General features: G+C 47.6%; 13 protein-coding genes. 9 read left to right on the forward strand and 4 right to left on the reverse strand.

Going from position 1 to position 12,754, the window contains the following annotated elements:
- Nucleotides 1-2: 2 nt before the first annotated feature.
- Both KBS54_03355 and KBS54_03360 read right to left on the reverse strand, forming a co-directional pair.
- Complete coding sequence (locus KBS54_03355) at nt 3-590, reverse strand: DUF177 domain-containing protein (GenBank protein MBQ0055167.1); 588 nt, start codon at nt 588-590, stop codon at nt 3-5.
- Nucleotides 591-599: 9 nt separating this feature from the next.
- Nucleotides 600-2,045, reverse strand: a complete 1,446-nt coding sequence (locus tag KBS54_03360; GenBank protein ID MBQ0055168.1) for an acetate kinase — start codon at nt 2,043-2,045, stop codon at nt 600-602.
- A 59-nt stretch (nt 2,046-2,104) separates the two neighbouring features.
- Here KBS54_03360 and KBS54_03365 point away from each other — a divergent pair, with 59 nt between their 5' ends.
- From KBS54_03365 to KBS54_03405, 9 genes are all read left to right on the forward strand, one after another.
- A complete protein-coding gene (locus tag KBS54_03365) occupies nt 2,105-3,322 on the forward strand; it encodes a nucleotidyltransferase family protein (GenBank protein ID MBQ0055169.1) in 1,218 nt (405 codons plus the stop codon).
- Nucleotides 3,323-3,405: 83 nt separating this feature from the next.
- Complete coding sequence (locus KBS54_03370) at nt 3,406-4,602, forward strand: MFS transporter (protein ID MBQ0055170.1); 1,197 nt, start codon at nt 3,406-3,408, stop codon at nt 4,600-4,602.
- Nucleotides 4,602-5,090 carry an RsmD family RNA methyltransferase gene (locus KBS54_03375; GenBank protein ID MBQ0055171.1) on the forward strand — a complete coding sequence of 163 codons (489 nt, stop codon included), beginning with the start codon at nt 4,602-4,604 and terminating at the stop codon, nt 5,088-5,090. The genes KBS54_03370 and KBS54_03375 overlap by 1 nt, the downstream gene beginning before the upstream one ends.
- Nucleotides 5,083-5,565, forward strand: a complete 483-nt coding sequence (coaD, locus tag KBS54_03380) for a pantetheine-phosphate adenylyltransferase (protein ID MBQ0055172.1) — start codon at nt 5,083-5,085, stop codon at nt 5,563-5,565. The genes KBS54_03375 and coaD overlap by 8 nt, the downstream gene beginning before the upstream one ends.
- A gap of 16 nt (nt 5,566-5,581) precedes the next feature.
- Nucleotides 5,582-6,403, forward strand: coding sequence for a ribosomal RNA small subunit methyltransferase A (rsmA, locus tag KBS54_03385; protein MBQ0055173.1), 822 nt, complete (start codon nt 5,582-5,584; stop codon nt 6,401-6,403).
- 14 nt (nt 6,404-6,417) lie between these two features.
- Nucleotides 6,418-7,356: a tRNA (guanosine(46)-N7)-methyltransferase TrmB gene (gene trmB, locus KBS54_03390; GenBank protein MBQ0055174.1), complete on the forward strand. Its 939-nt coding sequence runs from the start codon at nt 6,418-6,420 to the stop codon at nt 7,354-7,356.
- Entirely contained in the window at nt 7,357-7,812 is a 456-nt protein-coding gene (locus tag KBS54_03395; protein ID MBQ0055175.1) for a signal peptidase II, read from the forward strand. It begins immediately after the preceding gene.
- A 36-nt stretch (nt 7,813-7,848) separates the two neighbouring features.
- The gene (locus KBS54_03400) at nt 7,849-9,045 is read left to right on the forward strand and encodes an acyltransferase family protein (GenBank protein ID MBQ0055176.1); all 1,197 of its coding nucleotides are present in this window, start codon (nt 7,849-7,851) and stop codon (nt 9,043-9,045) included.
- A complete protein-coding gene (locus tag KBS54_03405; GenBank protein MBQ0055177.1) occupies nt 9,035-10,180 on the forward strand; it encodes an acyltransferase in 1,146 nt (381 codons plus the stop codon). The genes KBS54_03400 and KBS54_03405 overlap by 11 nt, the downstream gene beginning before the upstream one ends.
- A gap of 44 nt (nt 10,181-10,224) precedes the next feature.
- Here KBS54_03405 and KBS54_03410 read toward each other — a convergent pair whose 3' ends face one another.
- Both KBS54_03410 and KBS54_03415 read right to left on the reverse strand, forming a co-directional pair.
- Nucleotides 10,225-12,231, reverse strand: coding sequence for a hypothetical protein (locus KBS54_03410; protein MBQ0055178.1), 2,007 nt, complete (start codon nt 12,229-12,231; stop codon nt 10,225-10,227).
- A 195-nt stretch (nt 12,232-12,426) separates the two neighbouring features.
- Nucleotides 12,427-12,754 (reverse strand): hypothetical protein (locus KBS54_03415; GenBank protein ID MBQ0055179.1); only part of this gene is annotated, 328 nt, incomplete at its 5' end.

Raw genomic sequence — 12,754 nt, forward strand, 5'->3', positions numbered from 1 at the left:
AGTTATTCTTTTTCTTCTTCAACAAACTGTCTTAAAACTTCAAAACGCGCATCGCCGGAAGATTTTTTGCAGCCGCAGATTTCGGTGTTCAGATTTGCTCCGCATTCGGGGCACAGCCCTTTGCAGTCTTCCCTGCACAGAACCACCGCCGGAAGAGAGGTAAGCATTACCTCCCAAATCTGCGGGGAAAGATCTATTTCGTCTTCCCAGCTGTCAAGAAAAATAACGTCCTCGTCACCGTCAGCCGAAGAATTTTTTTCGTCCTTCGTTTGCGGCTCCGCGTCGGCAGAAAGCGAAAAAAGATATTTCAGAGTGCCGGAAAAATCTGTTTCCGCCGGTTCAAGGCAGCGGGCGCACGGTGTTCCTGCTTTCCCTGACACTGTTATATCAGCGCAGAGATTTGCTTCCGTACGGTAAGCTTTAATTTTAACCGCCAGAGGCGACAGAAATTCGTACAGCTGTCCCCAATAGCTCACCGACGTTTTCTCTTCAATGAGGAAGGCGTCTTCGTACACGGTCCCGTCTTTTGAAACTGCGGGAAGTATCAGAGTACGTTTCCAGCTTTTGGGAACAGCTTCAAGATATTTCATTTCTGCCGTCTATTTTGCTTTCTTCGCGCTTTTTGCGGCGGGTTTTCTGCCTGCTTTTTTGGCGGCTGCTGTTTTCTTAACAGCTGTTTTCTTAACCGTAGTTTCCTTGGCTGCGGCTTTCTTTGTTGTTCTCTTTGCCGTTGTCTTTTTTGCGGCTGCCTTTTTCGCTGTTCTCTTTGCCGTTGTCTTTTTCGCGGCTGTCTTTTTCGCTGTTCTTTTTGCCGTCGTCTTTTTCGCGGCGGCTTTCTTCGCAGGGGCTGAGCCAAGAACGAGTCTCTGCGTATCGCGTGCAATCATCAGTTCTTCATTCGTAGGAATGACGAAAACCTTGACAGGGGATCTCTTTTTGCTGATAAGAACCTCTTCGCCGCGGACTTTGTTGCTGTTTTTGTCAAATTTAACACCAAGGAATTCAAGGTCTTTGCAGACTTTTTCACGGAATGCTATACCGTTCTCGCCAATACCGGCAGTAAATACGATAGCGTCAACGCCGCCCATCGCCGCCGCATAGGCTCCGATATATTTTTTGACTTCGTAAATAAGCATGTTCTGTGCGGTTTCAGCGCGCCAGTTGTTGTCTTCCGCCGCTTCTTCAACGTCGCGAAGGTCGCTTGATACGCCTGAAATACCGAGAAGACCGCTCTTTTTGTTGCATATCTCGTTGATTTTGTCTACGTCATAACCGAGGCTTGCAAGCTGAATAAGAACTGCGGGGTCAACATCTCCGCTTCTTGTTCCCATTATGACTCCGGCTGTCGGGCTGTAACCCATTGTTGTGTCAAGTGATTTTCCTTTTTTGACCGCCGTGATTGAGCTTCCGTTGCCGAGGTGGCACGTGATTATGCGAAGTTCTTTAATTGGTTTGCCGAGCAGTTCGGCGCAGCGCTGCGAAACATATTTATGGCTTGTGCCGTGGAAGCCGTAACGGCGGATTTTTTCTTTCTTGTAGAATTCGTAAGGAATTCCGTAAAGGTACGACGTCGCCGGCATTGTCTGGTGGAAAGAAGTGTCAAACACGACAACGTTCGGAAGGTCGGGAAGAACCCTCTGCACGGCTTCGATACCCTGAAGGTTTGCAGGATTGTGGAGCGGCGCAAGCGGGGTAACCTTTCTGATGCCTTCAAGAACTTTCGGCGTAACAAGCGCTGACTCCGTAAAATCTTCTCCGCCGTGAACAACACGGTGCCCGACTGCTGAAAGTTCACTGAGATTTTTGAGAACGCCGAATTTCTTGTCAACGAGCATATCAAGAACAAATTTAATTGCTTCGGTATGCGTCGGGAAGCTTACGTCTTTGTCAAATTTCTCTTTACCGGCGACTTTCGTGTGTTTGATGTGAGAGCCTGCCATACCAATGCGTTCGACAAGACCTTTCGCAAGAAGCTTTTCACCGTCCATGTCAACAAGCTGGTATTTGAGCGATGAGCTTCCGCAGTTGAGAACCAAAATTTTCATTACCAAACCCCTCCGATTTTCAGTTTTTGTGGTATTCTTTACCACAAGGATGTGAGTTTATGAATCTCCCCAAGGTAACAGGGATTGTTGCCGAATACAACCCATTGCACAACGGACACGTCTACCAGCTTAACAAAGCCAAAGAACTGAGCGGCGCAGAAGCGCTGATAGTTGTGCTTTCGTCTGATTTCGTACAGCGCGGAGAGCCTGCGTTTCTTTCAATGCACGAACGCGCCAAACTCGCCGTTTTGCACGGCGCAGACCTTGTTCTGGAACTTCCGGCCCTGTTTTCCTGCGGCAACGCGGGCATCTTCGCTGATTCAGCAGTTAAGCTGTCAGCCGCCACCGGAATCGTCAAAACACTCTCGTTCGGTATGGAAGACCCGGACTGGGATTTAATCTCCGCTGCGTCTATTTTAGTTGAAGAACCGGATAGTTTCAAGTTTTTATTGAAAAAAAATTTAGAATCAGGTTTTTCATTTGCCGAAGCACGCGTCAACGCTCTTGATTCCTGCATGCCGGGCGCAGCCTCAAAGCTTGCGGGATCAAACAATTCTCTTGCATTGAATTATGCTTCAGCCATAATAAAAAATCATTGCGAAATCTCTCTTGTTCCGGTACAGCGGACAGGCACAGCTCACGACACCTCTGATTTGAGCGAAGCATACGCTTCGTCGTCCGCGCTCAGAAATATGCTCAGGGAAAATAATTTGACCGCCGTAAAATCATTCGTTCCGGAAAAATCGGCACAAGTCATTAAAGAAAATTTAAGCGGCGGAACAGCATACGTTTCGCACGACAGGCTTTGGACAGCGTTAAGGCCGCTTCTGCTGAGGAGCAGCTCCGAAGATTTTTTCAAAACTGCGGAAATATCCGAAGGAATTGAAAATAAATTTATTGCTGAGGCTTTGTCGGCAGACAGCTTCGATGAGTGGCTTGAACGCTGCACAAGCAGGCGCTATCCCAAAGGAAGAATCCGCAGACAAGCCATGCAGCTTTTGCTCGGCACAGACCGCTGGACAAGATATGCCTCGCAAAGGCTCGGAGTACCTTACATCCGTCCTTTGGCAATGAACGCTAACGGCAGAGAGCTGCTTAAAATTATGAAAGAAACTGCGAAACTGCCGGTAATTGCAAAATGCGGCGATGCAAAATTTTCCGCTTACGCGGAGAAAATTATGCAGTACGACCTGCTCGCTTCAGAACTCCGGCGCGGATTTCTGCCCTGCGGAAACTGCGGAACTGCGCACGCCGAAAAAATTTACATCGCGGATTGAACCCGTTTCCGGACACAGCACTTGCAAAATAATCATTCAGATATAAAATTGAAACGGATATTTTAACGGCAGAGGTTCCGCAAATGGACAACATACAGCAATTCTCCGGCAAAAAGACAGCTGACGAAAAGAAACAGCTCGCGTCTTACGCGCTGCTTCATTTTATCAACGATTTGCACGCTACAACGCTGCCTAACGTGCTCCCGATAATTAAGCAGGCGCTTTCTCTTTCGCTTGCCCAGCTCGGTATCCTGAACGCGGCGTTCGGCGTCATGCATTTTCTGGGACAGCCCGTATCAGGCTATCTCGCAGACAGACAGACCCGCCCATGGTTTGCCGTATGGGGGCCTCTGCTGAGCATAATCAGTATTTTCATGCTCCCGTCAGCACCGCATTTTGCTGTTGCCGTTTTGCTCTGCACAACGCTCGGGCTTGGTACCGCCCTGTTTCACCCGCAAGGCAACGGCATGACGGGAAAAATAGCAATGGGCAGGGATATGGCATTTTACCTGTCCCTTTTCACTGCAAGCGGCAGTTTCGCAAGCGCTTTCGGACCAATTTTTTTCGTCTTCTGGTACTCAATGCTCGGCAAAAAGCTTCTGCCTCTGATGACGTTTCCTTATGCTGTTATTCTGCTTATAATGTGGCGAATTCTTTCTCCGTACAAAATAGACACTTCAAGGGCTGCCTCTGCAAATACAGCCCAGTTCTTTAGGGAAATAAAAAGCGTGATTGGGAAAATTTTCGACGTTTTCGCTATTGTAACTCTCAGAGACATAGTATTTCAGGGAACAAAAGTTTTTCTTCCGATGCTTGTAATTATGCGCGGGGGCTCGCATAAATCAGCCGCAGCCGTTACCTTTTCCGTTGTCATTTCAGTTGCCTTTGCAAACATAATCGGCGGCAGGCTTGCGTCCGTTTTCAGCGAAAAGAAGCTGCTGCTCACCACTCTGGCGCTTGCCCCGTTCGCAGGAATCGCCGGCATATACCTGAAAAATTTTTACGGCGTCGCCATGCTTATGCTTTTTTTCGGACTGCTTGAAGCAAGCGCTCCCGCCACGATTTCCATGGCACAGAGGCGCTGTCCTGAATCCATGAGCACGGCGGCTTCAATAGCCTCCGGAACCTCGTGGGGAGTCGCGAATCTGGCAGCATATCCGGTTGGAGCTCTCGCAGACAAAATCGGTCTTGAAAGCACAATGTACGCAGTCGCTCTTATACCGTGGCTTATTACGCTCTGGTACGCTGCCGGAAAATTTATCCGCAAGGGCAATCCCTGATGAAAGACTTCAGACCCACGTCAGGCAAAGTATTGCAGGCGCTTTTCAACATTTTGGGAGACATTGACGGTCTGCGTTTTCTTGATTTGTTTTCAGGCAGCGGACAGATTGCGCTGTGCGCAGCCGAAAAAGGCGCGGAGGTCTGTCTTGTGGAAAGCGACAGGAAAAATTTCGGCGGCATATTAAAGAAAGTTCCCAAGGAAATCCGCTGCGTCAATATGGACGTGCGGCGTGCTCTGCCCAAGCTTCTGCATGAAGGGCTGAAGTTTGATATAATCTTTGCGGATCCGCCGTATATGCTGGGCTGGGGCAAAGAACTCCCCGCGCTCCTTGAAGCAGATAAAGGGCTCCTCTCTGACAACGGAACAGTCATATTTGAGCGTTCGGAACGCGAGCCGGCAGATTTTTGCGAAGCATGGGAAACGGAAGACAGAGCCTACGGAGGCACAATTCTTACTTTTGCGAAGCGGAGGCAGAATAATGCTTAAAGCTGTATATCCCGGGTCATTTGATCCTCTTACAAACGGGCACGTCTATATCGCGAAACGCGCGGCTGATATATTCGGCAAATGTGTTATTGCGGTACTCGACAATTCTGAAAAAAAATCCATGTTTTCCAAAGCTGAACGCGTTGATATGATCCGCAGCGTTTTCAAAAACGACAAAAATATTTCGGTAGCCGCTTATAACGGTCTGCTCGTAGATTTTATGAAAAAGGAAAAAAGCCGCGTCATAGTGCGCGGACTGCGTGCTCTTTCCGATTTTGAATATGAATTTCAGATCGCGCAGCTCAACCGTCAGCTGGCACCCGAAGTTGAAACGTTCTTCATAGCCACGGAACCGCGTTTCTCTTTCCTTGCCAGTCACGCGGTAAAAGACGTTTTCAAATGGGGCGGCAACATCTCCGACATGGTTCCGCAGGAAATACTGGAACGCATGGTCAAACTCCAAAACAAAGATTGATTTTATACAATTTATTATGCAGAAAACACCAAATTTTGTTAATAATACGGACATTGGGCAAAATTTTCTTATTGACCGCTCCGTCATAGATTACATCATAAAAAAAGCAGACATTCAGCCGGAAGACCAAATTCTTGAAATAGGTCCCGGTGAAGGCATTTTGACCGAAGCGCTGCTCGCCTCTCCGTGCAGGTCTGTCTGCGCGGTTGAACTTGATACAAGGCTGAAGCCAAATCTTGAAGCCATTGCCCTGAAAAATCCGAAATTCTCCCTTTTATGGGGCGATGCTGTACAGCTTGATTACGCGAACAAACTGCCGTGGCTGCCGAACAGAATAATCGCCAATCTACCGTACCATATAACTACTCCGCTGCTTTGGACGCTTATTGAAAAACTTGTGCCGAAAGGTCTTTCCTCTTTTATCCTTATGGTACAGCTTGAATCGGCACAGCGCATAACGTCTCCTGAACGAAACAAACAGCGTTCCCCTCTCGGCGTAACCATAGAAGCCATGGGAAGCTCAAAAATACTGCGCAGCGTTCCTCCGTCATGCTTCCGCCCACAGCCGAGAGTAATGTCGTGCCTGATAGAAATTACGATAGACAAAAGCAGGGAATTTGCGACGGACAAAAAATGGAAACAGTTTCTCGTGCGCTCTTTCGCCCAGCGCAGAAAAACGCTGACCAACAACTGGGCGGCAGGCTACGGTCTCTCAAAAGAACGCTCACAGCAGATACTTGAAGCACACGGATTAAAACCGCTTGCAAGGGCGGAGGAACTTCCGCTTGAAAAATGGAAAGAACTGTTTGAAGCTGAAGACTTCAAACTGACAAAATAAAACGAGGCTGCCCTATGAACTGGAACTTAAACAAAATCATTGTCGAAGAAAATCAGAACCTGCCGCCGGACTGGAATTCGCTTTCCGCTTCCGGCAGGGTGTTCATTGAAATAGGCTTCGGAAACGGTGAAAATCTGGAATTTCTGGCAAAAAAATATCCCGACGTTTTAATTGTCGGCGTTGAAGTTTCCCAGCTATGCGTTATGAAAGGCGCGCGCAGGGCTTTGTCGCAGGGACTTGACAATATCCGCATTATGCACGGGGACGCGCGTTTCCTTCTCCGCGCAATGTTCGCGCCGGAAACTGTTGACAGACTTTTCATGAACTTCCCCTGCCCGTGGCCGAAAACGCGCCACGCAGAACGCAGGGTGACAGTTCCCTCCTTCGCACGGCTGCTCAACTATCTGCTGAAACCAAACGGAACGTTTGAACTTGCAACAGACGTTGACTGGTATGCAGAAGACGCGAACGAAACAATCACAAAGACCGGCGCGTTTGACACCGTATCTTTTGAAAAAAATCCGCAGCGCGAATATATCACGAAATATGAGCGTTTGTGGCTGTCGATGAACAAGGATATCTGGAGCATTGTTCTGAGGAAAAACGGCAGAGTACCTCACGAAGAATATTCTGACAGCGAATGGGAAATGGAAGGCGGGGTTGAAACAAATATGAGACTTGAAGAGCTTGCGGCAAAACTAAAAGGCGCGGAAGGAAAAGGCACTGACGGCGAAGGCTACTGGACGTATAGAGACGTATTCCTTTCCGTTGAACGAGTTGCGCTCGGACTGGTAATAACGGCTGACGAAGGCTTCGAGCAGCATTTTTACATCAAGCTTGTTGAAAAAAGCGGCGGCGGCTTTACCGTAAAAGTTGACTCCGTGGGACACCCATACAGAACGCCTGCCATGCGCGCCGCGCTGAAATTCGCGCTTGACACAGCACGCGGATAGATGACCGGTAAAAGACTTTTGTCTGCGGTTCTGCTGATTGCGGCGGGAAGCTTTGCCGCGGATTTTTTGACAAAACGTTACGCCCTGTCGCATAATATCAGCATAACGGCAAACAGAGGCATTTCTTTCGGATTTCTTGCGGGAAAAAATGCAGTACCGGCGTTCTCCTTTATTGCCCTGCTTTTCATCTTTGTGTTTGTTCTGTATTTTTTCAAACAGCAGGCAAAAGCAGAAAGCCTTGCCTCTGCGCTCATGTTTGGCGGAGCACTCGGCAATCTGTACGACAGGCTGGTATTCGGAAACGTTATTGACTGGTTTTCGGCGCCTCTTGTTTCAGAAATATCAGGACGCGCAATATTTATGAACGCGGCAGATGTCTTTATCATTGCAGGATTTGCAATCTTAACGCTTTCTTTTTTGAGAAAAACAGCCGGACACTCCAAAAAGCAGAAATAAACTCCTTTATATCTGCATTACGCACGGAGGCATATTATGGAACGGAAACGATTGAACTACATAGACTGCGGGCGGCTGCTGTGCATACTGTTTGTCTGCATGGCACATTCAGGCAGCAAAATACTGAATCCCACAGGTATGGCAATTCTGCTTATGCCGTTTTTCTTTTTCATTTTCGGGTTTCTCTGCAAGCCTGAAAAATACAGCGTCTGCGAATTTGCAGCGTCGCGTTTCAAACAGATTGTCATTCCGTTTTTTCTTATCCAACCGCTTTGTTTCGCGCTTGACCTGCTTCGCGTAAAAATTTTCGCGCTTGACACTTCCTCATCTGCGCTTGCAGCTTCCTATTTTCTTTTTCCGCTTTACGGAAGCGGAGTTTTTCCACCGTTTGCCTTTTTCAAATCGTTCTCCCTGCCGCAATTCGGCGACACTCTTTCAACTGTCGCAGTTTCAGTTCTGAACGCTCCGACATGGTTTCTTCCCGTAATGTTCACGGCGTCACTGCTTTTTTACCCGCTTGCAAAATTTCTTGAGAAAAATTTTTCCATGCTCAAACTGTCGGCAACAGTTCTCTGCCTCTTCTGCCTTGCCGGAATTGAGGCACAGACACTGTATGCTTTTCAGCTTCCGTGGGGGCTTGGACGCGCTTTTTTGGCAGCCGGAATAATGCTTATCGGCTGTTATGTCCGCAAGAAAGCCCTTCTGAAAACTCCGGACAGAAAGCACTCTTGCATAATTTACTGCACAGCTGCCGTTTCCGTACTCTCGGCGTTTCTGACAGGCACCACCGGAGAAATGTCCATTAGCGACTATATGCATGAAGCCGGATATTGCAGCCTTTTCATCCTCGGCTTGGGAGGCTCTACCGCTGCCTGCGCTTTGCTGCTGTTTTTGAAAGATATGGAAGAAAAATACGGCGAGACAAAGCTTTTCAGCACCCTTGCTTTGGCAGGCAGAAAAACACTGTGGATATACCTGCTGCACATGCCGTTCTTTTTCATTTTTGACGTTATATTCCTCAAATGCGGAATACAGCCAAACCCCTGCTATTACAACCATATCCTCTATCCGTACAGCGCGGCAACGCTTCTGCCGCACATAATACAAATACTGATTACTATGCTTCTGTGCGTGCTCGTTGGCTGCGCATGGGAAAAATTCAAAAACAGGCATAGAAATATACGAACCGGCATAACCAATAACTATACAGGAGAGATAACAGATGAACACTAACGTTAACACACGGCATTTGAATTACATCGACTACGGAAAATGCTTCTGTCTTCTGTACACTTTTTTAATACACACAGGATTTTCTTCGTTTAACAATGCCATAGCCTTCTGTATGCCGTTTTTCTTCTTCATAGCAGGCATGAACTACAATCCTGACAAAAGAAGTCTGCGAGAATTTGCGGCTGCCCGTTTTAAGCAGCTGATTATCCCCTACTGGCTGCTGATAATCTTCTACAGAATAATTGACACGTTGCGTTTCAAAATATTTGACACAGGCTATCCGCTGTACTGGAAAGCCACTTTTGCCAATCTGCTTTACGGCTCCTTTGTCCTGCCGCGCTTTCCGTTTCTCTCAAAATTTATGAAAGGTGTAACAGCCTGCCCCGCAGACCCTTCCAACACCTACATAATGCCATCAATCTGCCCTCTCTGGTTTCTGCCGGCAATGTTTTCCGCAAGCATAATTTTTGCACTGCTTGCGCCGAAATTCAAAAAAGAATTTTCCGCGCCTAAATTCATACTGACAGTATTTGCGCTGCTCTGTCTCGCCTCGCTTGAAGTTCATTTTCTGTGTCTCAATCAGCTGCCGTGGGGCTTAGGGCGCGGCTTTTACGGAGCCGCGATAATGCTTTCAGGCTTCTGCCTTCGCCGCCATGCCCCGTCTGACATACTTGACCTGAAAAAACGCCCTGCGCTTTTTCTGCTGTTTACAGGAACATATCTCTTTACAATAGCGGCACATTCGTCCGGCTCGGCAATTATAATCAGCAATTACGGCGATTACGGCGCCGCAAGCCTCTTTGTCAGCGGCATCGGCGGCGCCTGCGGCGCGGTCGCGCTGCTTATGCTGATGAAACAGTTTGACGAACTGCGCGGCGGCAGAGAAATAAAAATTTTGGGCGAAATTGGCAGAAAAATGATTTGGATATATGGGCTGCAGTTTCTTTTCTTCTTCCTTATCGAGTTGGTCTATTTCAAGTTTGGCGGTAAATTACAGCCAGATGGATTCTACATGGATCTAATTCCGAACAGCGGCATATACATTCTTGTCAACCTTGTGCAAATCGCACTTGCATTTTTCGGCGGACTGTACGCAGCCAAATTGTGGTACAAAACAAAAGAACGGTTCAGGTAATACCGGCTCCGTTCTTTTGGCGTTAAATACTGCTCGGCGTTATATTAATTTTCCGCCGTCTCTTTTTTGACGTACACTCTGTAATATTCTGTTTCTTTAACCTTGCGGTAGCGCGTTTCAAGCGCGCCGAGTCTTTTCCATAGTCCGTCATACGGCGTTACAAGTATGGCTTTAATTTTCTGCGTGTCTGCCGCATAGGCAACGTCATCGGCAGACGGGTTTCCTGCAAAGAATTTAACTGCTTTTGCGTGCCGCTCATTTAGTCTTTTCCCGCTGTAGTATTCAGAATAGCATTTTGAAAATATCTGGTCTGCAAGCGCAGTATAACGTTCTGCGTAAAACGAGAAGAAAATATTTGTGTATTCTCCGAATATCTGATTCGGCATATTTTCAAAACTCTTAGGACTGCACATTACAATTTCGTTTTTGCCCGTATGCTCGCGCACGACGTCCCAGCCTTTTACCGCTTCGGCAAAGGCTGCGTGTATCTGCGGATCGCTTTTTTTTGTGATAAATTCGCTCGTTAAATCATGGTGATACAGCAAGGGGAAGCAGATAAGCAGCACAATAAACGTGCTCGCCTGTCTTGTACCTGATTTTTTCAGAGCGTCATAAATTTTTACGCAAAGCGCCGCAGCAAAGATACTGCAAATTCTAAACGCCGCCGTTGGTGTGCGCCAGCCGAAATCGTTGGAATAAAAGGTGCTGTGCACGACAAATATTACCGCCAAAAGCAGCAGTGTAAAGTATTTTCCAAGTTTCGCAAGGCGGTCGTCAGGCAGCGCGTTAGGAAGCAAAATCGCGGCTATGCCCAGAATGTACGGCAGGGAAAGTCTGCACGGCAGTACAAAAAGATAAAAATAGCACCAGTGCTTTACAATTTGCGCAAAACCTGACACAGCCATGTAGTAAGGGGTTACGCCGAACGCAATCGGTGAACTTTCCGGATAGTATCGCAGCATATAGCGGATAAACATTGCTGAAAGCAGCAGGGCAAATGCCGCTGCCGAAAGCTGAAAAACAAACGAAGCGTTAAAATCTTTTCTGAAATTTCTGCCTGTCAGGTATATCGGTATCAGCAGAAGCACGAACAGCAGCAGGGCAAAAATTCCGGCATAAACGGAGGTAAAAAATGCCGCGGCGGCGAGCAGTCCCAAAAGCAGCGCAAGCTCAAGCGACTGCCTTTTGTCTCTGTTTTTCAGCAGCAGCGTGTAAAGGTACAGAACAATCAACACGACTGCGGCTGAAAATTCATGCTGAGGACTCCACAGCGTATCGTCGACAAATGTCCAGTAAACTTCGTTTGGGACTGAAAAAATTTTGTGCAGCGCTTTTGGAAGAATGGCTTGTATCTGCGCGTTGGTTATTGACGACGAACAGCTCAGCAGAAACAAAAACAGCAGAGATATTTTTCTTTTTGTCAGTTTTACGCAGAAAGCGCCGACAGTAAGAAGCGAAAGCAGCGCGGTAAAGCCTGTCATAACCGCCTCTGCGTCAAGTGAGCTGACAAATGAAAGCATTGCGAGCTGCGCTGCCCACGCGTGCCAGCCGAAATAATAGGACATAACAAGCGGTTTTCCTCCGTCTGCAAGCCACGGATTAAGCGGCGGCAGTCCGTTTGCCGATATTGAGTGTACTATCGCGGTTTTTACATGGTCATAGGCTGATCGTGTGAGATAAACGCCGCTGCCGATTTTGTGCGGAATAACGCCGTACATAACAAGCAGAGAAAGAATTACTGAGGCAAGCACGAACAGCCATACAGCTTCATAGCAGACAAAGAACAGTCTCTGTCTGCGCACAAAAATAAAGCTCGCAGAAAACAGCGTTAATGCGGCAAACAAAAAGCCGTTGTACGGCAAAAACATTCCCAAAAACACGCTCAGGGCAAGCCACACCGCAGCGCCGAGCATAGGCGCAAGCATAAACCGCACAATTTTACTTTCTTCGCCGTTCTCACCGTCAAAGCGTGCCTCTTCAGGCATAAACGCCATTCCAAGCATTCCGTAACAACTCAACAATACAAGCTCAATGAGCAGATAGTAGCACACGGCGATACCCTCCCTGTTTTTTCTCCCTGCTTATTATACAACAGCAAAGACAAAACGAGATTACACTAAAACTCGGAACATTTACCGCATTTTCTGACATTTACATTCTCAACTCGGAATATTTATTTGTTCGCTGCCGTATGAATTTTTTGATTATTTTTTCTCCCAAGATTTTTGCCACTGAATGCTTACCGCTTATTTTTCCGGTATTTGCAATGTTTTACGGAATTTCAGCCAAAACGGCGCAAAAAAATCCCGATTTTTTTTCAGGACAGGGTTGTTTTTTGGGCTCTGAAAAGACCCCTTAAAGAGTGGGAGGGGTTGACGATTTTTCGTCGGGCATGGCTTTTCTGAAACAGCTGCATGACCTGCCGAGGTCTGCGTTTGCGGCTGTTTCTCGGCAGAGAAGCTGCGCCTTATACATCTCTCACGCATTACGTGGTGCGGCTCCAAACGGAGGTAAGCCCGTTGCTTTTCAGCTAAAGCTCTGTAACACTTCGGTAACGGCACGCCAAGCGGTCGG

It is taken from the genome of Candidatus Equadaptatus faecalis (assembly GCA_018065065.1).
Classification (GTDB): Bacteria; Synergistota; Synergistia; order Synergistales; family Synergistaceae; genus Equadaptatus; species Equadaptatus faecalis.